Genomic DNA, 26,145 nt, shown 5'->3' with positions numbered 1-26,145 from the left:
GGAACGGGGATGCGGGGGACCGCGGGGCGTTTGAGAGAGTGGGGGCCATGGAGTCGTCGAGCGCACAGCACGTGGATACGCGTCCCGGCCATGTCGTCGTCATCGGGGGCGGCATCGCCGGTCTCGCCGCCGCGCACCGGCTGCTGGGCACCGGGGTACGGGTGACGCTGCTGGAGGCCACCGACCGGCTCGGCGGAAAGCTGCGCACGGGCGAGATCGAGGGCGTCCCCGTCGACCTCGGCGCCGAGTCGATGCTCGCGCGCCGGCCCGAGGCCGTCGAGCTGGCCGGGGCCGTCGGGCTCGGCGCGCTGCTCCAGCCGCCGACCGCGACCACCGCCTCGGTCTGGACGCGCGGCGCGCTGCGGCCCATGCCCAAGGGCCATGTGATGGGCGTACCGGGCGACCCCGCCGCACTCGCCGGGCTGCTCTCCGACGAGGGGCTCGCCCGGATCGCCGGGGAACCCGGACTGCCGCCCACCGAGGTCGGTGACGACGTCTCGGTCGGTGGCCATGTGGCGCGCCGGCTCGGCCGCGAGGTCGTCGACCGGCTGGTGGAGCCGCTGCTCGGCGGGGTCTACGCGGGCGACGCGTACCGCCTGTCCATGCGGGCGGCCGTACCGCAGCTCTTCGACGCCGTAAAAACCCATGACTCCCTGCTCGCCGCCGTCCGCGACGTCCAGGCGAAGGCCGCCCGCAACCCCGGCACCGGCGCCGTCTTCGCCGGGATCGAGGGCGGCGTGGGCCGGCTGCCCGGCGCCGTCGCCGACGCCGTGCGGGCGGGCGGCGGCGACATCCTCCTGGAGACGCCCGTACTCGGCCTGAGCCGCGCCTCCGACGGCTGGCGCGTGCGCACCGACCGGCGGGTGCTGAGCGCCGACGGGGTGATCCTCGCGACCCCCGCCTGGTCCGCCTCCGTGCTGCTCTCCGAGGAGTCCCCGGCCGCCGCCGCCGAACTCGCCGAGGTCGAGTACGCCTCGATGGCGCTGATCACCATGGCCTTCCGCCAGGACGACCTCGGCGCCGCGCTGCCCGGGGGCAGCGGCTTCCTCGTACCGCCGGTCGACGGCCGCACCATCAAGGCGGCGACCTTCTCCACCCGCAAGTGGGGCTGGGTCGCGGACGCCGCGCCCGGCCTCTTCGTGCTGCGCACCTCCGTCGGCCGCTACGGCGAGGAGGAGCAACTCCAGCGCGAGGACGGCGAACTGGTCGACGTCTCCCTGACCGACCTGGGGGACGCGTTCGGGCTCGCCGCCAAGCCGGTGGCCACCGAGGTGACCCGGTGGACCGACGGCCTGCCGCAGTACCCCGTCGGCCACCCCGACCGGGTCGCGCGGGTCCGCGGGGCCGTCGCGGCGCTGCCCGGTCTGCGGGTCTGCGGCGCGGCCTACGACGGCGTCGGCATCCCTGCCTGTGTCGCGAGCGCCCGGCGCGCGGCGGACGAGATCATCGCCACGTCGACCCTGGCGCGGGGCACCGGCCGGGGCGCGGGAGAATAGCCGTATGACTGCTGCTCCAGAGAAGACCCCGAACGCGGGCAAGAAGGCCAAGGACCTCAACGAGGTCATCCGCTACACGCTGTGGTCCGTCTTCAAACTGCGCGAGGTGCTGCCCGAGGACCGGTCCGGCTACGCGGACGAGGTCCAGGAGCTGTTCGACCAGCTCGCCGCCAAGGACATCACCGTACGCGGCACGTACGACGTGTCCGGGCTGCGCGCCGACGCCGACGTCATGATCTGGTGGCACGCGGAGACCGCGGACGAACTCCAGGACGCGTACAACCGGTTCCGGCGCACCCGGCTCGGCCGCGCGCTGGAGCCCGTCTGGTCGAACATGGCGCTGCACCGCCCCGCCGAGTTCAACAAGTCGCACGTGCCGGCCTTCCTGGCCGACGAGACGCCCCGCGACTATGTCAGCGTCTACCCCTTCGTCCGCTCCTACGACTGGTACCTGCTCCCCGACGAGGACCGGCGCAAGATGCTCGCGGACCACGGGAAGATGGCCAGGGGTTACCCGGACGTACGGGCCAACACTGTGGCATCCTTCTCGCTCGGCGACTACGAGTGGATCCTGGCCTTCGAGGCCGACGAGCTGTACCGGATCGTCGACCTGATGCGTCATCTGCGCGCCTCCCAGGCGCGGCTGTACGTTCGGGAAGAGGTGCCGTTCTACACCGGCCGCCGCAAGTCGGTGGCGGATCTGGTGGCCGGGCTCGCGTAGCCCGGACATGACGTGGCCGGGCCCGCGGAGACGCGGACCCGGCCATTCCACCCGGAAGATCAGACGACCGGCGGCAGTCTCCTGCTGCGCGCACGGCCGTCCAGCGACACCGGGTTCGGCTCCGGGTTCCCATCGGCCGCTGACCTGCGGAAACGCGGTGAATCGCGGGGAAGGATCTCTTCCTTCCCCGCTCCCGCCCGTTCCGCCGCGATCGCGGCCGATGGAACCCGGGTCGGTGCTCCCGAGGGAGCACACCACGGCCATCGGGGAACAGGCGGGACGGTGGGCGCGGGGCGCGGGGGGTAGGGTCGCTGCGGCGCTCGCGCCGGGTCGCCCGCACAACGGCCGGTCCGGAAGCACTCGTTCCTGTCCGCCGGCCGCTCGCTCCGGTCCGCAACTCCACCCCGAGGGTCTGTACCGGTTCATGATCTCCCACATAGCCCAGCACCGGCGCGGTCTGCTCGTCCGGCTGATACCGATGGTGTGGACCCTCGCCCTCGGCCTGTGGGGACTGTCCCGGCAGCACAGCGTGTGGCGGGACGAGGCCGCGACCTGGCAGGTGGCCCGGCGGTCCACCGCCGATATCTGGCACATGCTGGCGCAGATCGACGCCGTGCACGGGCTCTACTACCTGCTGATGCGCGGACTTTTCCTGGGGTTCGGGCCCGGCACCACGACTCTGCGGCTGCCCTCCGTGCTGGCGATGGCGGTGGCGGCGGCCTGTGTGGCGGCCATCGGCCACCGGCTGGCCGGGGCCTGGGCGGGCCTGGGGGGTGGGCTGGCGTTCGGGCTGCTGCCCGCCGTGCAGTTCTATCTCCAGGAGGGCCGGCCGTACGCGCTGGTCACGGCCGGGGCCGGGATCTCGACGCTGCTGCTGGTGACGGTGCTCGCCGACGGGCGCGGCCGGGCGGCGCGCTGGGTCGGGTACGGCTCCGCGGTCCTGCTGTGCGGGCTGCTGAACTGGCTGTCGCTGCTGATCCTGCCCGCGCACCTGGCCACCCTCCTCTGGTCGCGGGCCGGGCGGGAGGTGTGGACGCGCTGGGCGGCGGCGTCGGCCGCAGCCGTGGCGGGCGTGCTGCCGCTGATCCTGTTCAGCGGGGGCCAGTCCGAGCAGGTGTCCTGGATACCGCCGCTGACCTGGCACATGATGATCGGCCCCGCGGTCCTGCTGACGATCGGCGGCCTCGGGGCCCTGCTGGAGCGGCCGCGCGGCGGCCGGCTGTCGGTGGCGGCCGTCGGGCTGCCCCTGCTGGCGGTGCCGCAGATCTGCCTGATCGGTCTCTCGCTGGTCCGGCCGCTGTTCCTGGACCGGTACGTCGCGTTCAGCCTGCTCGGTCTGGCGCTGCTGATCGGGGTGGCGCTGGGCGTGGCGGTGCGGGCGGCCGCGCCGCGGTTCCCGAGGGCGTCCGCATGGCTGCTCCCCGTGGTCGTCGCCGTGGCCATGGTGGCCCTGCTGCCGCAGTCACTGGCCAAGCGGTCCCCGTCGAGCCGGGTGGACGACGTCCTGGCGGTGGCGTCGGACGTGCGGCGGCTGAAGGGGACCGGGGCCGCGGTGCTCTTCGTACCGGCGGCGCGCCGCGACACCAAGTCGGTCTCCCCCGACGCCTTCACCGGCCTGCGGGACATAGCGCTGACGGCGACCCCGGAGGCGTCGGGGACGCTGAAGGGCGTGGAGGCCGAGCCCGCCTCGATCCGGGCCGCGATGCTGACTCATCGGCGGATACTGCTGGTCTCGGACGCGGCGACGGTGGCGAAGCCGGTGTCGGGACGGCGGGACAGGGCGAAGCTCTCCGTACTGAGGGAGCACTTCACGGTGGTGGCGGACGAGCAGGTACGCGGCCGGCGGGTGACGGTGTACGAACGGCACGGACCCGCCCGCCCCCACACCCTGCGGAACCGGGGCGGCGGGGACGGACGGGTCGTCGGCCGGTCGCTCAGACGCGCGGCGCCGGACCGAGCCCTCTGTGCGGGTCGGCGCTCTTGCTGACCCGTTCGAGCGAGACCGGGTTCGGTTCCGGGTGGGGCGCGCACTCCGCGTGCCGCACCGGCGCCTTTCCGAGCAGCAGGTAGTCCTCCAGATAGGTGTCGATACAGGCGTTGGAGCCGCCGGCGACCCCGTGTGTCCCCGCGTCCCTCTCGGTCACCAGCACCGCGCCCGCCAGCCGCCGCTGAAGCTCCAGGGCACCGGCGTACGGGGTCGCCGCGTCCCGTTCCGCCGCCAGGATCAGGATCGGGGGCAGCTCGCCCGGCAGGGTGCCGACGTCGAGCGGGGTCTGCCGGGGCGCGGGCCAGTAGGCGCACGGCAGATTCATGAAGGCGTTGTCCCAGGTCTCGAACGGCGCGGTGCGCGCGAGTTCGGTGTTGTCACGGTCCCAGATCCGCCAGTCCGTCGGCCACGGCGCGTCGTTGCACTCGACGGCGGTGTACACGGCGTTGCCGTTCTCGCTGTCGGCGGCGGCCTCGGGCCGGGGCGTGGCCTGCTCGATCAGCGGCTTGGGGTTGCCCTTGACGTACTCGGAGAGCGCGGTGGCGCGGATCGCCCAGTAGTCGTCGTAGTAACCGGCGGAGAGCATCACGCCCTGGAGCTGACCGGGCCCGACCTTCCCGCCGGCCGGCTCGTGGGTGACCCCGGCGCGCATCTTCTCGTAGTTCTTCCGCACCTCTTCGATGTCGCCGCCCAGGTGGTACGTCCTGTCGTGCTTGGCGATCCAGGTGAGGAAGTCCGTCCAGCGCCGCTCGAACGCGGCCGACTGATCGAGGTTGTTGCGGTACCAGATCTGCCGGGGATCGGGGTCGACCGCCGAGTCGAAGACCATCCGGCGTACGTGGGACGGGAAGAGCGTCGCGTACAGCGCGCCGAAGTAGGTGCCGTACGAGGCGCCGAGATACGTCAGCTTCTGCTCGCCGAGGGCGGCGCGCAGCACGTCCAGATCGCGGGCGTTGTTGAGCGAGTTGTAGTGCGGGAGCGCCGCCCCCGCGTGGTCGGCGCAGCCCTGCGCGTACGCCTTGGCCTCCGCGATCCGCTCGCGCTTGTACGACTCGGAGGGGTGCACCGGGGCCTGGGTGGGGGCCTTCAGGGTGTCCGCCGGGTCCTCGCAGGAGAGCGGCGCCGAGCGGCCGACCCCGCGCGGCGCGTAGCCCACGATGTCGTACGCCCCGGCGATCCGCTTCCACTCGGGCAGCTCGGCTGCCAGCGGGAAGTACATGCTGGAGGCGCCGGGGCCACCGGGGTTGAAGACCAGCGCGCCCTGCCGCTCCCCGGCCGGACCGCTCGCCGCGACGCGGCTGACGGTGAGGGAGATCTTCCGGCCGTCGGGCTCCGCGTAGTCGAGGGGGACCTCGACGGTGCCGCAGGTGACGGGGGCGGGCAGCGACTCGGCCTCGGGACAGGCACCGAACGCGATCCCGGCCCTACCGGCCCGCTCGGCCGCGCGGGCCACACCCCGGGTCTCGTGGGCGCGGGCCCGCACGGCGCCGTACAGGTCCGCGGCCGAACCGGCCCCGGCGGTCGCGCCGTCCGCGGGGGCGGCGACGAGCCCCGACAGGACCAGGGAGCCGAGGGCGGTCAGAGCCCCGCACTTCACAACTGCTCTCATCGCGTTCCCTTCGTGCGTGCGGTTGTGGGATCAACCGCAGAACAGAGGGTCGGCAGCGCACGGGGACGAAGCAAGGACCGGTGGACGGTGTCGGGGCCAATGACCCCTATGCGCCCGGCGGTCACGCCGGGGCGCGTCCCGGCGCGTCACGAGCACGCCGGTGCGGAGCGCGCGGGACGAGAGGGCTGTGGCCGCGTGGAGCGCCAGTACGGCGACATCGTCGACGGGAGGTGTCACCTTCCCGCGAGCGCGGCACGCGCCACCCGGACGAGACGGGTCGCCCGGCGGGGCGGTCGCGCTCCGGCGCGCTCCTGCCACCACAGGGACAGGCGCCGCCGGGCCGCGTGGCTCTCGGGATGCCCGGCGACCAGGAGGTGTTCGGCGAAGTCGAGCGCGTCGCGGCGGTAACCGGCGCGCATGGGGCGGCTCGCGGCGTAGCCGAGGAACGCCGAGCGGTAGCCGGCGCCGAGGATCTCCGGCAGCTCGGGGGCGACCTTGGCGACGACACCGGCGCGCTTCACGGAGAGGGCGCGGCTCTGGACCCGCAGCCGCCTGCGGTCGAACCCCTCGGGGACGGGCGTACCGGCGACCAGGGCGGAGAGCAGGGACGTCTCGGCGAGGGCGAGGCGCTGGCGGGCGGGGTCGGTGGAGCCGTCCTCGCCGTCCTCACTGACTTCGCCTTCGCCGTCGGCCGCGCCCTCGGCGGGCACCGCCTCCGTACGGGCGGCACGCGCCGCGCCCTTCGCCTCCGTCATCCGGATCGTCTCGCGGATGGCCGTCAGCTCCCCGGCCAGCTCCGCCGCGGGCGGGAAGTCGTCGTCGCGCTCCAGCAGCACCCCCGGCGGGTCCACCCGCGAGCGCAGCTCCGCCAGCACGTCGAGGACGGGCCGGGACACCGGGTGGGCGTGCGTGTCGTGCCAGACGCCGTCGCGCTCGACCCCGCCCGCGACATGGACGTACGCGATGGCCTCGACCGGCAGCTCGTCCAGCGCCCGGGCCGGGTCCTCGCCCCGGTTCACGTGGTTGGTGTGCAGGTTGGCCACATCGATGAGCAGCCGGACACCGGTGCGTTCCACCAGCTCCGCCAGGAAGCGGCCCTCGCTCATCTCCTCGTCCGGCCAGGAGATCAGGGCGGCGATGTTCTCCACCGCCAGCGGCACGGGCAGCGAGTCCTGGGCGATCCGCACGTTCTCGCAGAGCACCCGCAGCGCGTCCCGGGTGCGCGGCACCGGCAGCAGATGTCCGGCCTCGATCAGCGGCGAAGCGGTGCGCTCACCGCCCGCCCGTACGAACGCGATGTGCTCGGTGACCAGCGGCGAACCGAGCGCCTCGGCCCGCTCCGCCAGATCCGCCAGCCGTCGCGCGTCCGGCCGGTCCGCGCCGCCGAGCCCCAGCGAGACCCCGTGCGGGACGACCGTGACGCCGCGTTCGCGCAGCCGTACCAGCGAGTCGGGCAGCCGGTCGGGACAGAGGTTCTCCGCGACGGCCTCGACCCAGTCGATACCGGGCAGCGACTCCACCGCGCCGGCGATCTCCGGCCGCCACCCGATGCCGACTCCCAGCCGTGCCGTACTCCCGCGCGGTGTGCCGTTCATCGCTTCCCCCCAGCCGTCCGTCAGCCGTCCGTATGCAGTGGCTATGGCCCAGCCGGGCGCTCCTGAACCCGGGAAGGGCGACGTTCAGAGGTCGATTTGAGGTTTCTCCCGCGCGCGGCCGAGCCCGTGAACGGCTGATCCCTCCCCCCTGGACCAGGGGAGAGGGATCAGCCGCGGGGACGTGCGTGAACGTCAGCGCGCGCCCATCACGGGGAGGGCGTCGGCGCCTCCTCCGGGTCGGGCCGGTTGGTGTTGATCGCCGTCGGCGCGCCGGGCTGCGTCGAGGGCTCGGAGGTGAACGTCTCGTTCCCGGTCGGCTCGACGGGCACGGCGGCCGGCGGCAGGTTGCCGTTGGGCGCCGGCGGGCCGCTCGGGCTCGCGGTCAGGGTGCCGGCGGCCTCGTTGGCGAGGGCGTCGAAGTCGACCTTGCCGGTGGCCTCCAGCATGGTGATGTGGTCGAGCACGGTGACGTTGGCGTCACTCGCCAGCTGCCGGATCAGTTCGTTCCTGGTGGTGTGCCGGACCAGCGCGATGGCCGAGAAGACCTTGCCGTGCGCGTTGCGCAGCAGATTCGCGAACTTCCGTTCGTACTCGTCGCCCTGTGCCTCCGACAGCTCCCGCAGCCAGCCCTGCTGCTGTTCGGTCGGCTGGTTCGGCAGCTCGACCCCGAGTTTCGCGGCCACGGAGATGGCACGCTTGTCCAGGTCGGTGTGTCCGACGACCAGGTGGTCACCGCAGTCCTTGATCGCCTGGCTGGGCGCCCGGTCGATCGCCTGCTGTCCGGCCGGCAGCTCCCAGAGCCCGGCCAGCCGTACCTTCACCAGCAGATCGCGATCGGACGCGGTCAGCGGCCCCCACTGGGTCGAGACCGTCGACGCGGCGATGTTCGCCTGCCCGGTCCCGGAGCGATCGGCGTACGACCACACGGGGAAGGCCAACGCCGCGACTGTCGCGACCAATGCCGCGATGATGAGCGCCGTACCGTTGATGCGTCGCAACAATGTGCTGCCTCCCGAACCGAATTGTGACACCGCTGAATCAACCACTGGGCCGACCGGCCGTTCAACCTACGTGGCGGTACAGGGAGATACGTACGGGAGGGCGGGAGCGTTCAGTCCCGTGGCGCCGGATGATCACCGGCCCTCCTGACCGGCCCCGGCGCGCTCTCCCGGTCACCCCTGCCCGGCCTCTCCGCGACAGCCCGGATCCGGCCAACTCGGCGTTCCGCGGGCGAGTTGTGCCCCGAGTGGCCATTGACACGGTGAAAACCTCAGGCCAAATATTGTCCTCGCTCTCCCCGCCTTCCCCGCTCTCCTCCCTCACCGCACGGATCCGATCGTTCACAGCACGGATGAGAGGACGCCCTTGTCGGCGATGACCACCCCCCGCGGCCCGTCGGACGACCCCCAGGACGCCGAACAGCTCCTCCCGCTGTCCTTCGGACAGCAGCGGCTGTGGGCCATCTCCCAGTCGGAGGACGCCAGCACGGCGTACAACTGCCTGATGGCCTTCCGCGTGCGCGGGCCACTGGACCGCGCGACCCTGTCCCGGGCCCTGGCCGCGGTGGCCGACCGGCAGGAGTCGCTGCGGACCCGGTTCGCCCGCGTCGGCGGCGAGGCCCGGCAGCGGATCGACCCACCGGGATCCGGGTTCGCCCTGACCGTGGTCGACCTGAGCGACGCGGCCGATCCGGAGGCACGCCTCGCCGGCCTGCAACGCCAGGAGCGGGAAACCCCCTTCGACCTGGCCCGCGGACCGCTGGCCCGGGGCCGGCTGGCCCTCCTCGGCCCCGCGCACCACGCGCTCCTGGTGACGGTGCACCACACCGTCTTCGACGGGACGTCCGTGGAGATCATGATGCGTGATCTCGGCGCCAGCTACGCGGGCCTGCGGCGCGGCGCGGCCGACCCGCTGCCCCCGCTCCCCACCCCGTTCGCCGCCCACACCCGCCGCCATCTGGACTGGGCCGAGGGCGACGAGGCCGAGGCCCAGACCCGCTACTGGCGGGAAGCCCTGGCCGGCGCCCCGCCGCTGCTCGCCCTGCCCACGGACCGGCCGCGTCCGCCCGAGCAGAGCTACGCCGGCGGCCGGGTCGCGGTCCGCCTCGACCCCTCGGTCACCTCGGACCTGCGGGCGCTGGCCCACGGCGAGGGGGCCACGCTGTTCACCGCCCTGCTGACCGGCTGGTACACCCTCCTGCACCGCCTCACCGGCGAGGAGGACCTCGTCGTCGGCGTCCCCGTGTCCGGCCGCACCGGCCCCGACGCCGCCGACGTGATCGGCTTCTTCGTCAACTCCCTCGCCCTGCGCGTCGACCTCTCCGGCGGCCTGAGCGGCACCGAGGCGCTGCGCCGGGTCCACACGTCCCTGCGGGCGGCCCTGAACCATCAGCAGCTGCCGCTGGAACGGGTGGTGAGCGCGGTCAACCCGCCGCGCAGCCCGGCCCACACCCCGCTCTTCCAGACGATGCTGTCGTGGGGCGTGGTCTCCTACAAGGGCATGCTGGAGCTGCCCGACGCCGACGTCGAGCCGCTGGAGTTCGGCGGCGGATCGGCCATGTTCGACCTGGCCCTCTCCCTGGCGAGGGAGGACGGCGGCGTCAGCGGCTACCTGGACTACCCCGACGCGCTGTTCGACGAGGAGACGGCCCACGCGTACATCCGCTACCTGATACGCCTGCTGGCGCAGCTCGCCGCCGATCCCGGCCGGAGCATCGACGACCTCGAACTGCTCGACGAGGACGAACGCCGCGGGCTGCTGGCCGAAGGCCGCGGCCGGATCACCCCCGAGCCCGCCGCCGGCCCGCTCGACCGCTTCCGCGAGCAGGTCCGGGTACGGCCCGACGCCCCCGCCGTGGTGGGCGGCGGTACGGAGCTGACCTACGCCGCCCTCGACCGGCGCGCCAACCGGCTCGCCCACGCCCTCATCGCCCGGGGCGTGCGGCCCGGCCAGGTCGTCGGCCTGCACTGCGGACGCTCCGCGGAGTTCCTGGTGGGCATCTGGGGCGTGCTGAAGGCGGGCGCCGGATACCTTCCGCTGGATCCCGGCCAGCCCGCCGGACGGCTGCGCGTCATCGTGGAGGAGGCCGCCCCCGCCGTGATCCTCAGCGACCGCGCGGCACCGCCCGGCCCCTGGCCGTCGTTGCGGGAGGTGGAGGCCGAGGCGGCGTGCGAGGAGCCGCCCGGCGTCACGAGCCGCCCCTCCGATCTCGCCTACGTGATCTACACCTCGGGCTCCACGGGGCGCCCCAAGGGCGTGGCCGTCACCCATGGCAACGTCGCCAACCTGATCGGCACCTGGCTGGCCCGCCACGACGCCATCCCCGGCGAGGCGTCCTCCGCGTGGGCGAGCTTCGGTTTCGACGCCTCCGTCCACGAACTCTTCCTCCCCCTCACCACGGGCGCCGTGCTGCACCTGGTCCCCGAGGACCTGCGCGGCGACCCCGGGGCGCTGATGGGCTGGCTGCGCGAGCACCGGATCGTGCACGCCTGGCTGCCCGCGGCGTATGTCACGTGGATCGACGAGGACCCCGCGTCCCGGCTGGCGGGACTGGCGCTGCGGCAGCTCGCCACGGGCGCTGAGCCCCTGCCCGAGAAGGCGCTGCACCGGATGCGCGAGGTCCTGCCGGAGCTGTCCGTCCGCTACGTGTACGGGCCGACCGAGACCACCGTCTACAGCATCACCTACGACGATCCCCGGGCCCTGGACAGGCGCTGCCCGATCGGCCGCCCCGTGGACAACACCCGTATCTACCTGCTGGACCGGCGCGGCGCCCCCGTACCGCCCGGTGTCGCGGGGGAGGTGTTCATCGGCGGCGCCGGCGTGGCACGGGGATACCTGAACCGGCCCGAGCTGACCGACGAGCGCTTCCTGCCCGACCCCTTCCTCCCCGGTGAACGGGTCTACCGCACCGGAGACCTGGCACGCCGGCTCCGCGACGGGAACTACGCGTTCGCCGGCCGCCTCGACGACCAGGTCAAGCTGCGCGGCTTCCGTATCGAGCCCGGGGAGGTCGCCGCCGCTCTGCGCGAGCTGCCCGGCGTCACCGAGGCCGTCGTGCTCGCCGACCGCGACCCGGCCGGGGAACCGCGCCTCGTGGCGGGCATCGGCCGCACCGAGGGGCCCGCCCGGGGGTCCCACGAGTGGCGCGCCGCGCTGGCCGACCGCCTGCCGGACTACATGATCCCCTCGCTGTTCGCCGAGTTCCCGCGACTGCCGCTCAACCGCAGCGGCAAGCTGGACCGCCGGGCCCTGCTGGAGCGGGCCAGGGAGGCGCTGCCCGCCCAGGTCAACACCCACGCCCCCCGCGACCGCGTCGAGATGTCGCTGTACCGGATCTGGCGGCAGGTACTGGTGCATCCCGGCATCGGCATCACGGACGACTTCTTCGCGGTCGGCGGCACCTCCCTGGCGGCCATCAAGGTCTCCCACCTCGTCCACGAGCACTTCGGCACGGCCCTGCCGATCCGCGACATCCTCCAGCACCCCACGATCGAACGGCTCGCGGCGCGCCTTCGCACGAGGACACCGGCGGAGACGGACGAGGCGCTGATCGAGTTCCGCCCGGCGCGCGACGGCCGGCGCGTGGTGTGTGTCCATCCCGCCGGCGGCACGGCGTTCTGCTACCTGCCGCTGGCCACGGCTCTGCCGGAGGAGACCGGCGTCCAGGGAGTGCAGGCGCCGGGGATCAACGCCGGTGAGCGTCCGCTGCCGTCGGTGGAGGCCATGGCGGAGCACTACCTGTCGCTCGTACGGCCCGGCCCCGACGAGTCCCTGGTGCTGGTCGGGCTCTCCTTCGGCGGCCTGGTCGCGCACGAGATGGGACGCAGGCTCGCCCGGGCCGGCCACCGGCGTACCGCCGTGGTCCTGCTCGACACGCACGGCACCGACGACACGGCCGGGCGCGCGGACTTCGAGCCGGTCGGTGCGGCGGAGTTCCGCGAGAAACTCGTCCGCTTCAACGGCATGTACCCCGGCATAGACGACGCGCAGATCGACCGGTACTTCCAGATCTACAACCACCACCGCGTCGCGGCCCGCGACCACACGCCCGGCCCGACGGACGCCCCGCTGCTGCTCGTACAGGCCGAATCGGACGCGCCCGACCCCGACGAGGCGGCCGCGGCGGACGAGGAACTGCGCGGCTTCTGGCACCGGCGGGCCCGCGGCGGCCTCACCGTCGAGCGGGTCAAGGGCGGCCACTGGGATGTGCTGGAAGGCGAGAGCGTCCCGTTCATCGCCGATCTGATCACCGGCCGGTTCGAACGACTCGACGCCACGCCCCCGCCAACGGCATGACCAGGCGTGCCCGCCGCACGCCCCCCTGTCCGACCGTGCCGGAACGACCACCCAGGAGTACGCGATGGAGCCCTACGAGCTGGACGCGCTGAAGGCCATCACCACCAGGCCGCCGCGAGACTACCGGGAGATCTCCGTGGCTCCCGTGACGCCCGTCATCGGCGCCGAGGTCTCCGGAGTCGACCTCGCCCGGATCACCGACACGCAACTGGCCGAGATCGGGACCGCCTTCCTCGACCACCACGTCCTGGTCTTCCGCGACCAGGAGATCACCGTGGACGACCACAAGCGCTTCGCCGGCCACTTCGGCGACCTGCGCCCGGTCAACCCTCCGCCGGAGGGCGACCCGTACGTCCTGGAGATCAGGACCAGCCCGGCGGCCGGCAACGTCGCGGGCAACGCCTGGCACGCCGACGGCACGGCGGACGCCGAACCCTCCCTCGGCTCGATGCTGTACATCACCGAGACGCCGGAGGGCGACAGCGGGGGTGACACCCTGTTCGCCAACATGCACCTGGCGTACGAGATGCTGTCACCCACGATGCGCGGCCTCCTCGACGGTCTGACCGGCATCCACGACGGGAAGCACAGCTTCCGCGGCTACACGGTGCCGCCGAACTACGAGATACCGGTCAACGAACACCCGGTGGTGGTGCGCCACCCCGAGACCGGCCGTCCGATCCTCTACGTCAACCAGGCGTACACCGCGAGGATCCCCCAGCTCTCCGAGGACGAGAGCGACGCGCTGCTGCGGATGCTGTTCACCGTCGTCGCGCAGCGCCCGATGCTCACCTGCCGCGTCCGCTGGACCCCGCGGACGCTGGTCTTCTGGGACAACCGCTGCGTCCAGCACCACGCGACCTACGACTACTACCCGCACACGCGCTACGGCAGGCGCATCGCGATCAACGGCGGCCCGCTGAAAGCCTAGGGAGCCGCGGGCGACCGCCACTCGGCCGCGACCGTGAGCCCGGGGGCGATCTCCGTGAAGCCCGCGTCCCGCACCAACGGCACCTCGCTGGAGATGAGTCGGCGCCAGTGCGCCGGGGACGCGGTGCGTACGGCGAGGGGGAAGCCCGCCGCACGCCACGCCTCGCGTTCCTTGTCCGGCAGTTCCCACCACAGGAGTTGGGCGCCGTGTCCCACCTGCGCCATGGCTTTGCCCGCCGTCATGCCGAGGTCGGGGCTCAGCCACAGGACCGGGACGTCGGGGGCGGGGGCGGGCGGCGGCTCGGGGTCGTCGAGTTCGGTGCCGGAGACCTGGAGCTTGGCCAGCTCCTTGGGCCAGCCGTCGAGCGGGACGGGCGGGAAGACGCGTACCTCCGCGGCGGACGACGTCTCCGTGTCCGCGCCCGTGCCGCTCAGCGTGAGGCCGGGGAGCGCGGTCGCGCGGCGCCACTCCGCGCCGCGCGCCCGCCGTACCACCTTGCGGATCCGGGCGTCCTGCCACTCCCGGATCGCGCGGGCCCATTCACCCTCGGTCTCGCCCTCGCCCAGCGACCGCTCGTCGGAGAGCATCGCGAGCACGGCGCGGGCCGCCGTCTCCAGCGCGTCGGTGCGGGCCGGGGGAGCGGGCTTCTCGATCCGTACGACCAGGGGCAGCACGAACTGCGGTGCCTCGTCACGGGTGGTCCCTTCGGACCGGGAAGGGCTGTCGGTGGTGCTGTCGCTGCTCACGCGTCCAGTCTGCCAGCCGCCGTATCCCCGCTTCGCGGCGGAAACCTCGGAAGACTCCTTGGCCGGAGCGGGGTCCCCGGGTGACGATGCTCGCTATGAAGAGCGATCTTTTCTCCTCGGAGTACCTGGCGCAGCCCGCCACCGCCCCCGGGATGACACTCCAGAACTCCAAATCGATCAAGTACGCCGTCAGCGGCGAGATGTACGCGCGGCAGGGATCCATGATCGCCTTCCGCGGAAATCTCCAGTTCGAGCGCAAGGGCCAGGGCATCGGCGGTCTGCTCAAGCGCGCCGTGACCGGCGAGGGCCTGCCGCTGATGGCGGTGCGGGGCCAGGGAGAGGTGTGGTTCGCGCAGGAGGCGGCGAACTGTTTCATCGTCGATCTGGAGCAGGGCGACGCGCTCACCATCAACGGCCGCAACGTGCTCTGCTTCGACCCGACCCTCTCCTACGAGATAAAGACGGTGAAGGGCGCGGGCATGGCGGGCGGCGGCCTGTTCAACAGCCTCTTCACCGGCTACGGCAAGCTCGGCGTGATCTGCGAGGGCACCCCCATAGTGATCCCGGTCACCGCGCAGGCCCCGGTGTACGTGGACACGGACGCGGTCGTCGGCTGGAGCGCGCAGCTCGCCACCTCGCTGCACCGTTCGCAGTCCGTGGGCTCGATGATCCGCGGCGGCTCGGGCGAGGCCGTCCAGCTCATGCTCCAGGGCGAGGGCTTCGTGATCATCAGGCCGAGCGAGGCCACCCCCACCGAGCACTGATCCGGTCCGCGCCGGCGGGCGACCGGCGGGGGCGGCGGGCACCGGGGCCGCGCCGCCCGCCGCCGTCCCGCGCGGCGCGGCTGAGTACGCTCTCGGACATGACCGAGGAGAGCGCGACCGAGAAGAGCGCGACCGAGGGGACCGTCGCCGGGCCGGGCGCGGCCGACGAGGCCGCCGGGACCGCCGGGGCCGCGTACGCCGACTGCGTGCTGTGCCGGAAGCCCACCGAGCACCTGGCGACGGTCAGGGGCGCGACGCTCTGTCCCGTCTGCGCGTGGCAGGAGGCCCAGCGGACGGCCTGTTCGGGCTGACCGCCGCCGCCCGCCGGGCCTCAGTGCTTCATCAGCTCGGAGACCTTGACGAAGCGGTACCCCCGCTTGCGCAGCTCGGGAACGATCTGCCGTACGGCGTCCTCCGTCACCGGCGCCGCGCTGCGCGTGCAGTGCATCACCACCAGTGAGCCCGGCTTCACCCCGGTCAGCACCTCCCGCGCGACCGCCTCCGCGTCCGTCGCGAAGGCGTCGCCGCTGATGACGTCCCACTGCACCGCCGTGACCTTGGCCGGGGCGAGGGCGCGGCGCGCCTTGTCGTCGTAACAGCCGCCGGGGAAGCGGAAGTACGGCACGACGTTGTGCGCCCCGGCCTTCTGGAACGCCGTGAAGGCCCGCTGGACGTCCGAGGCCATGCTCTCCTCGCCGACGACCGGCAGCCCGTAGCAGTCGGCGGTGAAGGCGTAGTGGCTGTAGGAGTGGTTGGCGATCTCGAAGAGCGGATCGTTGCCGATCTCCTTCGCCTGCGTCGGGTACTCCTCGGCCCACCGCCCGGTCATGAAGACGGTGGCGGGTACGTCGAGCCGGCGCAGCAGGGCGATCAGCGACGGATTGTCGAACCGCTCGCCGCTCGCCGCCCGGGGGCCCTGATCGGCCGTCATATCGGCGTCGAAGGTGAGCGCCACGGTCTTTCCCGCCGCCGCGCCGCCGCGTTCGAAGACCGGCGTCAGTCCGCCCGCCGCGGGGGCCAGGGTCGGCGGCCCCTTCACCGCAGTGCCCCGGCTCCCGGCACCGGAGGAGGGGGAGGCGGAGGCGGAGGCGGCCGCGGAACGGGCGGCGGCGGGATCGGCGGCCGAGGGCTTCCCGTCGCCGTCACCGCATCCGGTGAGGGCGACGCTCAGCACGGCGAGAGCGGCGAGAACGCGCACATATCTGGTCACGCACGGAAAATATATGATGATCTACCCGGAAGGGGTGCGCGGCGCTCGCTCGATCACAAGATGACGCCTACGCCCCCTCCAACAGCCTCTTGCGGCTCTTCTCAAGATCGAAGCCTCCCGCGGGGTACGAGGGTGCCAGAGCCTCCAGATGCTCCAGCAGCAGGGTGCCGATCGCCCAGTTCCGGTACCACTTGCGGTCCGCCGGGACCAGGTACCAGGGCGCCGCGTCGGTGGAGCAGCGGCGCAGGGCCAGCTCGTAGGCCGCCTGGTACTCCGGCCACAGCGCGCGGTCGTCGAGGTCCGCCGTGCTGAACTTCCAGTGCTTGTCCGGATTGTCGAGGCGGGCCAGCAGCCGGTCGCGCTGCTCCTCGTACCCGAGGTGCAGAAAGACCTTCACGAGGGTCACGCCGTCATCGGCCAGCTCCTGCTCGAAGCGGTTGATCCGCTCGTAGCGGTGGCCCAGCTCCCGGTGGGACGCCAGCTCGCGGACGCGGCCGACCAGGACGTCCTCGTAGTGCGAACGGTCGAAGATCCCGATCTCGCCCGGCTCGGGGAGCGCCCGCCTGATCCGCCAGAGGAAGTCGTGCTTCCGCTCCTCCGCCGTCGGTGCCTTGAAGGCCCGCACGCGACAGCCGGACGGATTGAACAGCCTGATCACATGCTTGATCGTGCCGCCCTTGCCGCTGGTGTCCGTTCCCTGGAGGACCAGCAGCACCCGGCGCCGGTCACCGGTGGTGCTGGCCGCGTAGAGCCGCTCCTGGAGCCCGGCGAGCCGCTCCGCCGACCGGGCGACCGCCTCCAGCGCCGCCGCCTTGTCCCGCGGCGTGCCGGGACCGCCCGGGGTGGCCCGGGTGTCGTACGAGGCGAGGTCGGGGCGGGTGCCGCCGGGGACGCGCAGCAGCTCACGCAGGCCGGGCGACGGCTCACGCCGCTCCGCCGCCACCCGGTCCGCCTTCTTGCCCTGCTTACCGCCGTCCTGCTGGGCGCCGGCCTTCTTCGTCCTCTTCTTGTCGTTGTCGCTCTTGCCGGACTTCTTCTTGTCGGAGCTGGCCACCGCGCGCACCTTCCCGTCGCTTCCTTCGAGGGTGCGGCGGATCGGCCGGTACGGCGACCGCTGGCGGGACCGCCGTCAGTGCCAGGGGCCGGTCACGGCGAAGGTCGTCCCCGGGTGGTAGCAGTTCACGTACATGGTCCGGCCGTCGGGCGAGAAGGTCACCCCGGCGAACTCGCCCCACTCCGGCTCCTCCGGCGTCCCCACGTTCTGCGCGCCCCGCGCCATCGGGTACACCTCGCCCCGCCGGGTCACGCCGAAGACGTACTGCGCGCCGCCCCCGTCCTCGCAGACCATCAGGCCGCCGCTCGGCGCCAGGCAGATGTTGTCGGGGGACTCGCCCGGCAGGTCGATGTCCGTGTCCGGGCCGAAGACGATCACCAGGGTGAGCCGGCGCCGCCGCGGCTCGTACTTCCACACCTGGCCGTAGTGGTCCGCCGCCGAGCCCTCCGAGCGGTGCGCGAAGCTGGAGACGAAGTAGACGCAGCCCTCGCCCCAGTAGCAGCCCTCCAGCTTCTGGGCATGGGTGATGCCCTTCGGGCCGAAGTCCTGGTACCGGATGGGGGTCCCGTCCGCGAGCGGGTCCGGTACGGGCACCCACTCGATACGGTCGAACGACGCGCCCGGCTCCTGGATGGTCGAGAGATCCGGCACCCCCGGCACCCGCATCGCCTCCAGCGCGCCGCCCGCGCGCAGCGACCCGAGGCCGCCGCGCGGCTTCTCCGGCAGGAAGCGGTAGAAGAGGCCGAACGGGTGGTCGAACGCGTCCTCGGTCTCGTACACGATGCCGCTGTCCGGGTCGATCGCGATCGCCTCGTGCTGGAAGCGGCCCATGGCGGTCAGCGGTACGGCCCCGGTGCGGTGCGGATCGGCGCCGTCCACCTCGAAGATGAAGCCGTGGTCCTTGGTGTACCCGTTGGTACCCGCCCGGTCCTCGGTCTCCTCGCAGGTCAGCCAGGTGCCCCAGGGGGTCGGGCCGCCCGCGCAGTTGACGGCGGTGCCCGCGATGGCCACGCGCTCGCCGAGGACATCGCCGCGCCCGTCGAGTTCGAGCGCCGTACAGCCGCCCTTGCCCATCGGGTCGTAGGTCAGTCCGGGAACGACAGGTACGGCGATCGGGGCGGTGACCCGGTTCTCGTGGTTGCGTACGAGGTGCACCCGGCCCCGGCGGCCCGCGAACGCGGCCATGCCGTCGTGGTTGCTGGGGACCCGGCCCTCTCCCGAGAGGAGCGGGTCGCCCTCTCTGGAGAGCACCTTGTAACGGAAGCCCCGGGGCAGGTCGAGCAGCCCGTCGGGGTCGGTGACCAGCGGCCCGTAGCCGCCGCCGCCCGTTCGCGGGGCGGCGGCGCTGGACCCGGCGAACAGCTCGGAGACGGCCCCGGTGAAGGCGATTCCGGCGGCGGTCGCACCGGTGCGGGCGAGGATCTGACGTCGTGTCGCTGACATGAGGCAACTCCCTGCTGGCGGACAGGAGACGTGACCCGCACGTGTCTAGCACGTCACACAGGACGCGTGAACCAGGCGGGTCACCAGGAGCCTCTGGTGTCGCGTGGGGCGACCGCAACGGGCCGCCCACCCGATCCGGCCGGATCCGGTGGGCGGCCCGTCGTCGTCCCCGGGAGGCCGTCCCGGTGACCGGAGGGTCAGGCGAGGGACGCGCTCAGGGTGATGTTCGTACCGGTGAGCGCCTGGCTGACCGGGCAGTTCGCCTTCGCGTCCTGGGCCGCCTTCTCGAAGCCGGCCGCGTCCAGCCCCGGCACCTCGCCGCGCACCGTGAGGTGGATGCCCGTGATGCCGGTGCCCGGCTGGAAGGTGACCTCCGCCTGGGTGGTCAGCCGGGTCGGCGGGGTGCCGCCGGTGGCCAGGCCGTTGGACAGGGCCATCGAGAAGCAGCTGGAGTGCGCGGCGGCGATCAGCTCCTCCGGGCTGGTCTTCCCGTTCGCGGTCTCCGCGCGGGAGGGCCAGGAGACCGCCTGGTCGGGGATGCCGGAGGAGTCGAAGGTGACGGTGCCGGTGCCCTTGAGGAGGTCGCCCTCCCAGACGGTGTGTGCCTGACGCGTGGTGGCCATGATGAACCCTTCTTCCTGCTGCTCGAACGGGTGACGGGGGTCATGAGGGGGTCGCGCGGTGTCTCCGCCGGCCCGTGCGCGGGCCCGCGGGTACGGCACCGAACCTACTGGGCTATCAGCCCCTTCGCGTCCCGCGCCAGCGCCGTCAGCCGGGAGATCGCCCGGAAGTACTTCTTCCGATAGCCGCCGTTCAGCATCTCTTCGCTGAACAGCCGGTCGAACGGCAGTCCGGAGGCCAGGACGGGCACCTCCCGGTCGTACAGCCGGTCCGCGAGGACGACGAGCCGCAGCGCCGTCGACTGGTCGGGCACCGCCGTGACGTCCGTGAGGCAGACGGCCCGCACCCCGTCCGTGAGCGCCCCGTACCGGCTCGGATGGACGGAGGCCAGGTGTTCGAGGAGCCCGGGGAAGTCGTCCAGGCTGGCGCCCTCGGTGGCGTACGCGGCCTTGGTCACCTGCTCGTCGGAGTACGGCGGCGGAGCCTCCGGCAGCCCCCGGTGCCGGTAGTCCTCGCCGTCGATGCGCAGGGGCCGGAACCGCGACGAGAGCCCCTGTATCTCGCGCAGGAAGTCGGCGGCGGCGAACCGGCCCTCGCCGAGCTTGCCCGGCAGCGTGTTGGAGGTCGCGGCCAGCGCCACACCGGCGTCCACGAGCTTGCCGAGGAGCGTGGAGACGAGGACGGTGTCGCCCGGGTCGTCCAGCTCGAATTCGTCGATGCACAGCAGCCGGTGGCCGCCGAGCGTGCTCACCGTCTGCTGGAAGCCCAGCGCCCCCACCAGGTTGGTCAGCTCGACAAATGTGCCGAAAGCTTTCTCCTCAGGGGCGGCCGGGGTCGCGTGCCACAGCGACGCCAGCAGGTGGGTCTTGCCGACCCCGTACCCGCCGTCCAGGTACACCCCGCGCGGCCCGGTGGGCGGCTGCGGCTTCCTGGCGAACCAGCGCCGCGGGCCGCTCCCGGACCCGGCGGCCGGACGCGCCGCGCCGAGCCCGGCCGCGAAGGCGCTCAGGACGGTGACGGCCTCGGACTGGCTGGGCTGGTTCGGGTCGGGTACGTACGTGTCGAACCGTACGGAGTCGAAGCGCGGCGGCGGGACCATTTCGGCGACCAGCCGCTCGGCCGGGACGCGCGGCTCACGTGCGCAGAGGGAGAGCGGGGCCGCTTCGGTCAGGGGGGTGCGGCCGGAGGCGGCGGTGGATGACGACACAGTTCATCACTCTATGCGCCGTGCCAGACTGCTTCACATGCGACGCCTGTTCCCTGTGACCGATCAGACACCCTCCGCCGCTGATCGCGAATGGACGCTCGACGAACTGGCGGACGCGTACGCCTACCCGGCCCCGGACGGCGGGAACGGGGTGTGGCTGCGCGCCAACATGGTCTCCACGCTGGACGGCGCCGCCCAGCACGACGGCCGCTCGCAGTTCCTCTCCTCCGCCGCCGACATGCGGATCTTCGGCACCTTGCGGGGGCTGGCCGACGCCGTGGTGGTGGGCGCGGAAACGGTTCGTCTGGAGGGGTACCGGCCGGCCCGCGCCCGGGACGCCTTCGCCGGGCGGCGGGCGGCGGCCGGCCAGCGGCCCGCGCCGGTGATCGCCGTGGTCAGCGCGAGCCTGGACCTGGACTTCGCCGCCCCGCTGTTCGGCGAAGCGCTGGTCCCCACCCTCGTCCTGACCGGCGCGGCGGCGCCCCCCGAGCGGATCCGCGCGGCGCGGCGGGCGGGCGCGGAGGTGGCGATCGCCGGGGACGGGCCCGGCGTCGACCCCGTACGCGCCCTGCGGGCCCTGGCCGGCCTCGGCCTGACGAGGCTGCTCGCCGAGGGCGGGCCCCGGCTGCTGGGCCAGTTCGTGGCGGCGGGTGTCCTGGACGAGATGTGCCTGACGGTGTCGCCGACCCTGACCGCCGGCTCCGCGCAGCGCATCGCGGGCGGCCCGGCCCCCGCCGTGCCCGAGCGGTTCACGCTGGCCTCGCTCCTGGAGCAGGACGGGTTCCTCTTCACCCGGTACCGCCGCGGCTGAGGGCCACCGCCCCTGAGGACCGTTGCGTCCGGCGATCGGCCGTCTCGTCCGGCAATCAGCGGAATTTGCCGTTCCGGTTAGCTTCCTGTGGGCAGACTTAATTCCAGAGACCCCGTGCGGGCACGGGGAAGGATGGTTTCAGCAGGGGCCGGACGGCCCCTGAAGCGGAAGGGCGCGTGCCGTGTTCACAAGCGTATTGATGATCGAGAAGCCGCTGTCGCCGGAGGACGTCGAATTCGTCACCACCCTGCACGGCGACGAGACGGTCTCCTTCGTCGTACTCATGCAGCCCCGGGGCGACCAGGCCGATCTGCTGCTGCGCGCCATCGACGACGTCGCGGTCGGGGAGCTGCGGGACGCCGCGCGGGAGGGCGACGAGCCGGAGGGCGGCCAGGCCAGACAGCCGGCGGAACTGGCCCTCAACCACTCGCTGGCCGAACTGCGCGCCCAGGGCACCGAGGCCACCGGGCTGGTCGTCGAGGATCATCCGCTCGACCGGCTCAAGGAGGTCGTGGACGACACCGGGGCCGATGAGGTGATCGTGCTCACCGAGCCGCACTACGTGGAGGAGTTCTTCCACCGGGACTGGGCCTCCCGGGCCCGGCACAAGGTCGGCGTACCGGTGCTCAAACTCTTCGCGCACAGCGAATAGGCTGGGGCGACGCGTAAAACCTGACGCGCGTCCCGCTCGCACCCTGGGAGAGACACGTATGGCATCCGGTACCGGTATCCCCGTCGCCATGGAACGGCCGCACTTCATCGGTATCGGCGGCGCCGGAATGTCGGGAATCGCCAAGATCCTCGCCCAGCGCGGAGCCAAGGTCGCGGGCAGCGACGCCAAGGAGTCGGAGACCGCCGAGGCGCTGCGGGCGCTGGGGGCCACCGTGCACATCGGTCATGCCGCGGAGCACCTCGCGGACGACGCGTCGTGCGTGGTCGTCTCCAGCGCCATCCGCGCCGACAATCCCGAGCTGGCGCGGGCCGCCGAGCTGTCCGTGCCCGTGGTGCACCGCTCCGACGCGCTCGCCTCGCTGATGACGGGCGCCCGGTCGATCGCCGTCGCCGGCACCCACGGCAAGACCACGACCACCTCCATGCTGGCCGTCGCGCTCACCGAGCTGAACCTCGACCCCTCGTACGCGATCGGCGGCGACCTCGCGGGCCCCGGCACGAACGCGCGCCACGGCGACGGGGAGATCTTCGTCGCGGAGGCGGACGAGAGCGACCGCAGCTTCCAGAAGTACGACCCCGAGGTCGCGATCGTCCTCAACGTCGAGCTGGACCACCACGCGAACTACGCGTCGATGGACGAGATCTACGAGTCCTTCGAGACGTTCGTCGGCAAGGTCGTCCCCGGCGGCACCCTGGTGATCGCGGCCGACCAGCCGGGCGCCGCCGAGCTGACCGCGCGGGTCCGCGCCCTGTCCACGCCCAAGGTCGTCACGTACGGCGAGTCCGAGGGCGCTGACGTACGCGTCCACAAGGTCACCGCCCGCGGTCTGACCAGCGAGGTCACCGTCGTCCTCGACGGCCGTTTCCTCACCTTCACGGTCTCGGTCCCCGGCCGCCACTACGCCCACAACGCGGTCGCCGCGCTCGCCGCGGGCGTGGCGCTGGGCATCCCGGCGCACAATCTGGCCTCCGCGCTCGGCAAGTACACCGGCGTCAAGCGCCGCCTCCAGCTCAAGGGCGAGGCGGCGGGCGTCCAGGTCATCGACTCGTACGCGCACCACCCCACCGAGATGACCGCCGACCTGGAGGCGATGCGCGCCGCGGCGGCCCCCGGCTCCCGGCTCCTCGTGGTCTTCCAGCCGCATCTGTTCTCCCGCACCCAGCAGCTGGCCGCGGAGATGGGCCAGTCCCTCGCCCTCGCCGACGCCTCGGTGGTCCTCGACATCTACCCGGCCCGCGAGGACCCGATCCCCGGTGTCACCAGCGCGCTGATCACCGACGCGGCGCGGGCGGCGGGCGCCGAGGTCACGGCCGTCCACGACAAGGACCTGGTCCCGGACGCCGTGGCGGGAATGGCACGGCCCGGTGATCTCGTTCTCACCATGGGCGCCGGCGATGTGACGGACCTCGGTCCGCGCATCCTGGCCCGGCTGACCGACCGACCGGCCGACTGAGGAGAACGACATGCCGTACGACATCGACAAGCCGGACGAGCAGTGGCGCGCGGAGCTGTCGCCCGCGGAGTACCAGGTGCTCCGCAAGGCAGGCACCGAGCCCGCCTTCGTCGGTGAGTACACGGACACGAAGACGACCGGGGTCTACTCCTGCCGCGCGTGCGGCGCGGACCTCTTCCGCTCCGACACGAAGTTCGAGTCGCACTGCGGCTGGCCGTCCTTCTACGACCCGAAGGACACCGACGCGGTCGAGCTGATCGAGGACAACTCCCACGGCATGCGCCGGGTCGAGGTGCGCTGCGCCCGCTGCGGCTCCCACCTGGGGCACGTCTTCGAGGGCGAGGGCTACGCGACCCCGACGGACCAGCGGTACTGCATCAACAGCATCTCGCTGCGGCTGGCGCCGGACGAGGGCTGAGCCCGGCGGCGGGCCCAGCCCGCCGGAGAACGATCCCGGACGACGAGCGCCGGTCCCGTGCGGACCGGCGCTCACCGTTCGGGGGACGCGCCGTCAACCCCCGGGACAGAACCGGTGCTTGTTGCCTAGGGTTTCTCCGTGCAGACGCACGCGAGCCCCTGGGGAGGGTGAATGGCGAGCCGAAGGCTGCCACCGTTGCCGCAGTATCAGAAGGACGGGGTGACGCGGCGGCTCTGCGCCTCGGCGCATCTGGACGAGGACTTCGCCCGGCACGTGCACAGGGAGTTCACGGCCGACCGGATGACCGCCGTGGGCCTGCCGCTCGGCGTCAACCTGCTGGCGCTGGTACGCCACGCGACCGCGGCGGTACGGCGCTTCGACACCCGGGACCGCCGGCTGGCCCGGCTGTCCGCCGGGGCGCTGGGGGCTGTCGTCGTCGCCCTCTACGGTCTGGCCGGCGGGTCGTCCACCGTGGTGGGCGCGGGCTGCGCCGGGCTGCTGGCGGCCCTGGGCACCGCCTGGTGGCTCGTCCACGCCGAGGAGAGCGCGGCCCGGGACGCCGCGTTCGCGGTGTTCAGGTCGGGGACGAAGCCCGAGGAGCTCGCGACGCCGGTCGCGGGCGAGGTGGAGGACCGGCTGCGGGAGCTGAGGCGCGCCAACGTCGTGCCGTACACGGCCGCCGCCGAGCGCACCAACCCGTTCGTCGGCAGCGGGACGAAGATCAAGGAGTCGGTCTGGCAGCCCATCGACATCAGCCGCCCGGCCGCCGACCCCGCCGGCGGCAAGCTGACGATCACGCCCTTCGACGCGGTCGACCTGCATACGTACATCGCCCGTGAGATGGAGAACATCGCGGGCCTCGAAGGGCTGCGGGCCCAGAACCGGCTCTATGTGCTGGGTACGCATGTCCGTCTCATCGGCGGCGATCTGCTGCCCGATCCGCTCGGCAGGCCGCGCGCCAGGATCTCCCCGAAGCTGGTGCAGTCGGGCCTGGTCCAGCCGGGCGCGGGCGCCCGGACCTATCTGAGTCTGGAGCGGATCGGCGAGGGCGGCCGGATCATCGTGTCGATGCATCTGCGCGCCCGGCTCCAGCACCCCAGTCTGTCCTGGGAGGTCGCCGCCTACGCGATCCCTCCGGTGGGCGGCCGCCACTACCGCGTCGACACGCTGCCCATCGACGGCTTCGAGCGCTGGTGGAGCCTGGTGCGGTACGCGAGCGGGCGGTTCTGGCCCGCGCTGCGGGGCGCGGCGGGCCGGGGCCGCCGCCGTACCGCTGAGCAGAACCGGCGGCGGCGCGAGCTGGAGAAGTGGCGCAAGGACATCGGCAAGCGCCATGCCGTCTACGACCACGGAGCCGTCAGCAGCCTGCGGGAGTGGGTGTCGTCGTGGGACGGCGTCGGCCACTCCGAGCGCACGGACTCCCAGGACTTCCTGCACCGGCTCCAGCAGGGCGTCCTGATCGCGACGGAGAAGTTCCTCAAGGACCACCACGTCGACACCGGCTCCTTCGACCAGGCCCAGCAGGTCATCAACGCCCAGACCTACAATTTCTCCGGCGATGTCACCGGCCCCAGCAACTTCGGCAACAACGGCCAGATCGCCTACGGGCCCGGCCAGCAGCCGGCGGGCGCGCCGGCCGGCCCGTGACCGACAGCCTCCGACCGGCCCCGATCAGCCCGACCGGCCCGACCGGTTTCGACCCATCAGGAGTCCCATGAGCACCTTCAACTTCCACGGCGAGATCTCGGGGCCGAGCAACTTCGGCGACGGGGGAAGGATCGAGGTCCATCACCACGGCACGAGCGCGGCCGAGGCCGTACGCCTCGCCGCCGAGCTGGTGCGGCAGTTGCGCGCCGAGGACAGCCCGGCGCTCGCCGCGCAGGCCGAGGTGGTGCGCGGCGAGCTGGTACGGGCCGACGAGGAGGGCCGCCCGGCCGACCAGGGACGGCTGCGGCAGGCGCTGGAGACGATCTCGCTGGGCCTCGCGGCCGGCAGCGGAGGCGTGGCGCTCGCGCAGGAGATCGGCCGCCTGATCGGGCTGTGAGACTCCGCCCCTGTGAGACTCCGCCCCCGTCCCGCGCCGGGCCGGAACTCCGGCCCGGCACGGG

The 26,145-nt window shown here is 72.8% G+C and carries 22 protein-coding genes; 13 read left to right on the top strand and 9 right to left on the bottom strand.

The features are described from left to right. Positions 1-47: 47 nt before the first annotated feature. The 3 genes from hemG (at position 48) to OG627_RS06495 (ending at position 4,204) form a co-directional block, all read left to right on the top strand. Positions 48-1,496: a protoporphyrinogen oxidase gene (gene hemG / locus OG627_RS06505; protein WP_443073422.1), complete on the top strand. Its 1,449-nt coding sequence runs from the start codon at positions 48-50 to the stop codon at positions 1,494-1,496. A gap of 4 nt (positions 1,497-1,500) precedes the next feature. Continuing rightward, entirely contained in the window at positions 1,501-2,217 is a 717-nt protein-coding gene (hemQ, locus tag OG627_RS06500; RefSeq protein ID WP_329062340.1) for a hydrogen peroxide-dependent heme synthase, read from the top strand. A gap of 424 nt (positions 2,218-2,641) precedes the next feature. Beyond that, positions 2,642-4,204, top strand: a complete 1,563-nt coding sequence (locus OG627_RS06495; protein ID WP_329062339.1) for a glycosyltransferase family 39 protein — start codon at positions 2,642-2,644, stop codon at positions 4,202-4,204. Here the strand turns inward: OG627_RS06495 and OG627_RS06490 are convergent. The 3 genes from OG627_RS06490 to OG627_RS06480 all read right to left on the bottom strand — a co-directional run bounded on the left by OG627_RS06490 (position 4,152) and on the right by OG627_RS06480 (position 8,406). Next, a complete protein-coding gene (locus OG627_RS06490; RefSeq protein ID WP_329062337.1) occupies positions 4,152-5,813 on the bottom strand; it encodes an alpha/beta hydrolase in 1,662 nt (553 codons plus the stop codon). The two genes, OG627_RS06495 and OG627_RS06490, sit on opposite strands and share 53 nt — an antisense overlap. A gap of 233 nt (positions 5,814-6,046) precedes the next feature. Continuing rightward, on the bottom strand, positions 6,047-7,408 hold the full coding sequence (locus tag OG627_RS06485; protein ID WP_329062335.1) for a DUF692 domain-containing protein: 1,362 nt from the start codon (positions 7,406-7,408) through the stop codon (positions 6,047-6,049). A 206-nt stretch (positions 7,409-7,614) separates the two neighbouring features. Beyond that, positions 7,615-8,406 carry a DUF4142 domain-containing protein gene (locus OG627_RS06480; protein ID WP_329062333.1) on the bottom strand — a complete coding sequence of 264 codons (792 nt, stop codon included), beginning with the start codon at positions 8,404-8,406 and terminating at the stop codon, positions 7,615-7,617. 376 nt (positions 8,407-8,782) lie between these two features. Here OG627_RS06480 and OG627_RS06475 point away from each other — a divergent pair, with 376 nt between their 5' ends. Next, positions 8,783-12,706: a non-ribosomal peptide synthetase gene (locus OG627_RS06475; protein ID WP_329062331.1), complete on the top strand. Its 3,924-nt coding sequence runs from the start codon at positions 8,783-8,785 to the stop codon at positions 12,704-12,706. A 64-nt stretch (positions 12,707-12,770) separates the two neighbouring features. Continuing rightward, a complete protein-coding gene (locus OG627_RS06470) occupies positions 12,771-13,637 on the top strand; it encodes a TauD/TfdA dioxygenase family protein (protein WP_329062329.1) in 867 nt (288 codons plus the stop codon). On the opposite strand, the gene OG627_RS06465 is transcribed toward OG627_RS06470, so the two are convergent. Next, positions 13,634-14,383 (bottom strand): peptidyl-tRNA hydrolase, encoded by a 750-nt coding sequence (locus tag OG627_RS06465; protein ID WP_329062327.1) that lies wholly within the window; start codon positions 14,381-14,383, stop codon positions 13,634-13,636. The genes OG627_RS06470 and OG627_RS06465 overlap by 4 nt on opposite strands. Before the next feature lie 95 nt (positions 14,384-14,478). Here OG627_RS06465 and OG627_RS06460 point away from each other — a divergent pair, with 95 nt between their 5' ends. Continuing rightward, complete coding sequence (locus tag OG627_RS06460; protein ID WP_329062325.1) at positions 14,479-15,147, top strand: AIM24 family protein; 669 nt, start codon at positions 14,479-14,481, stop codon at positions 15,145-15,147. A 98-nt stretch (positions 15,148-15,245) separates the two neighbouring features. Continuing rightward, a complete protein-coding gene (locus OG627_RS06455; protein ID WP_329062322.1) occupies positions 15,246-15,458 on the top strand; it encodes a hypothetical protein in 213 nt (70 codons plus the stop codon). 20 nt (positions 15,459-15,478) lie between these two features. Here the strand turns inward: OG627_RS06455 and OG627_RS06450 are convergent, their stop codons facing one another. From OG627_RS06450 to zapE, 5 genes are all read right to left on the bottom strand, one after another. Continuing rightward, a complete protein-coding gene (locus OG627_RS06450) occupies positions 15,479-16,357 on the bottom strand; it encodes a polysaccharide deacetylase family protein (RefSeq protein ID WP_329062320.1) in 879 nt (292 codons plus the stop codon). A 67-nt stretch (positions 16,358-16,424) separates the two neighbouring features. Next, entirely contained in the window at positions 16,425-17,300 is an 876-nt protein-coding gene (locus OG627_RS06445) for a PPK2 family polyphosphate kinase (RefSeq protein WP_329072423.1), read from the bottom strand. A gap of 186 nt (positions 17,301-17,486) precedes the next feature. After that, a complete protein-coding gene (locus OG627_RS06440) occupies positions 17,487-18,854 on the bottom strand; it encodes an alkaline phosphatase PhoX (RefSeq protein WP_329062319.1) in 1,368 nt (455 codons plus the stop codon). A 197-nt stretch (positions 18,855-19,051) separates the two neighbouring features. Next, positions 19,052-19,477: an OsmC family protein gene (locus tag OG627_RS06435; protein WP_329062317.1), complete on the bottom strand. Its 426-nt coding sequence runs from the start codon at positions 19,475-19,477 to the stop codon at positions 19,052-19,054. Positions 19,478-19,581: 104 nt separating this feature from the next. Then, on the bottom strand, positions 19,582-20,682 hold the full coding sequence (gene zapE, locus OG627_RS06430) for a cell division protein ZapE (protein ID WP_329062314.1): 1,101 nt from the start codon (positions 20,680-20,682) through the stop codon (positions 19,582-19,584). A gap of 37 nt (positions 20,683-20,719) precedes the next feature. Between zapE and OG627_RS06425 the strand changes: the two genes are divergently transcribed. The 6 genes from OG627_RS06425 to OG627_RS06400 all read left to right on the top strand — a co-directional run bounded on the left by OG627_RS06425 (position 20,720) and on the right by OG627_RS06400 (position 26,081). After that, positions 20,720-21,493: a pyrimidine reductase family protein gene (locus OG627_RS06425; RefSeq protein ID WP_329062312.1), complete on the top strand. Its 774-nt coding sequence runs from the start codon at positions 20,720-20,722 to the stop codon at positions 21,491-21,493. A 181-nt stretch (positions 21,494-21,674) separates the two neighbouring features. Then, a complete protein-coding gene (locus OG627_RS06420) occupies positions 21,675-22,145 on the top strand; it encodes an indole-3-glycerol phosphate synthase (RefSeq protein ID WP_329062310.1) in 471 nt (156 codons plus the stop codon). A 58-nt stretch (positions 22,146-22,203) separates the two neighbouring features. After that, positions 22,204-23,619, top strand: coding sequence for a UDP-N-acetylmuramate--L-alanine ligase (gene murC, locus OG627_RS06415; protein WP_329062308.1), 1,416 nt, complete (start codon positions 22,204-22,206; stop codon positions 23,617-23,619). Between the two features lie 10 nt (positions 23,620-23,629). Beyond that, complete coding sequence (gene msrB / locus OG627_RS06410; protein WP_329062306.1) at positions 23,630-24,037, top strand: peptide-methionine (R)-S-oxide reductase MsrB; 408 nt, start codon at positions 23,630-23,632, stop codon at positions 24,035-24,037. 171 nt (positions 24,038-24,208) lie between these two features. Next, on the top strand, positions 24,209-25,684 hold the full coding sequence (locus tag OG627_RS06405) for a hypothetical protein (protein ID WP_329062304.1): 1,476 nt from the start codon (positions 24,209-24,211) through the stop codon (positions 25,682-25,684). 67 nt (positions 25,685-25,751) lie between these two features. Further along, positions 25,752-26,081, top strand: coding sequence for a hypothetical protein (locus OG627_RS06400; RefSeq protein WP_329062302.1), 330 nt, complete (start codon positions 25,752-25,754; stop codon positions 26,079-26,081). Positions 26,082-26,145: the final 64 nt, after the last annotated feature.

The sequence above is a fragment of the Streptomyces sp. NBC_01429 genome, assembly GCF_036231945.1.
Lineage (GTDB): Bacteria > Actinomycetota > Actinomycetes > Streptomycetales > Streptomycetaceae > Streptomyces.
Note: the sequence above shows the minus strand (reverse complement) of the source record. Positions and strands in the feature narration are given on the sequence as shown.

What these genes read in the sequence shown, in the direction of transcription:
- hemG (WP_443073422.1), top strand. Translation starts at nt 48, where the DNA reads ATGGAGTCGTCGAGCGCACAGCACGTGGATACGCGTCCCGGCCATGTC.
- hemQ (WP_329062340.1), top strand. Translation starts at nt 1,501, where the DNA reads ATGACTGCTGCTCCAGAGAAGACCCCGAACGCGGGCAAGAAGGCCAAG.
- OG627_RS06495 (WP_329062339.1), top strand. Translation starts at nt 2,642, where the DNA reads ATGATCTCCCACATAGCCCAGCACCGGCGCGGTCTGCTCGTCCGGCTG.
- OG627_RS06490 (WP_329062337.1), bottom strand. Translation starts at nt 5,813, where the DNA reads ATGAGAGCAGTTGTGAAGTGCGGGGCTCTGACCGCCCTCGGCTCCCTG.
- OG627_RS06485 (WP_329062335.1), bottom strand. Translation starts at nt 7,408, where the DNA reads ATGAACGGCACACCGCGCGGGAGTACGGCACGGCTGGGAGTCGGCATC.
- OG627_RS06475 (WP_329062331.1), top strand. Translation starts at nt 8,783, where the DNA reads ATGACCACCCCCCGCGGCCCGTCGGACGACCCCCAGGACGCCGAACAG.
- OG627_RS06470 (WP_329062329.1), top strand. Translation starts at nt 12,771, where the DNA reads ATGGAGCCCTACGAGCTGGACGCGCTGAAGGCCATCACCACCAGGCCG.
- OG627_RS06460 (WP_329062325.1), top strand. Translation starts at nt 14,479, where the DNA reads ATGAAGAGCGATCTTTTCTCCTCGGAGTACCTGGCGCAGCCCGCCACC.
- OG627_RS06455 (WP_329062322.1), top strand. Translation starts at nt 15,246, where the DNA reads ATGACCGAGGAGAGCGCGACCGAGAAGAGCGCGACCGAGGGGACCGTC.
- OG627_RS06440 (WP_329062319.1), bottom strand. Translation starts at nt 18,854, where the DNA reads ATGTCAGCGACACGACGTCAGATCCTCGCCCGCACCGGTGCGACCGCC.
- OG627_RS06435 (WP_329062317.1), bottom strand. Translation starts at nt 19,477, where the DNA reads ATGGCCACCACGCGTCAGGCACACACCGTCTGGGAGGGCGACCTCCTC.
- OG627_RS06425 (WP_329062312.1), top strand. Translation starts at nt 20,720, where the DNA reads ATGCGACGCCTGTTCCCTGTGACCGATCAGACACCCTCCGCCGCTGAT.
- murC (WP_329062308.1), top strand. Translation starts at nt 22,204, where the DNA reads ATGGCATCCGGTACCGGTATCCCCGTCGCCATGGAACGGCCGCACTTC.
- msrB (WP_329062306.1), top strand. Translation starts at nt 23,630, where the DNA reads ATGCCGTACGACATCGACAAGCCGGACGAGCAGTGGCGCGCGGAGCTG.
- OG627_RS06405 (WP_329062304.1), top strand. Translation starts at nt 24,209, where the DNA reads ATGGCGAGCCGAAGGCTGCCACCGTTGCCGCAGTATCAGAAGGACGGG.
- OG627_RS06400 (WP_329062302.1), top strand. Translation starts at nt 25,752, where the DNA reads ATGAGCACCTTCAACTTCCACGGCGAGATCTCGGGGCCGAGCAACTTC.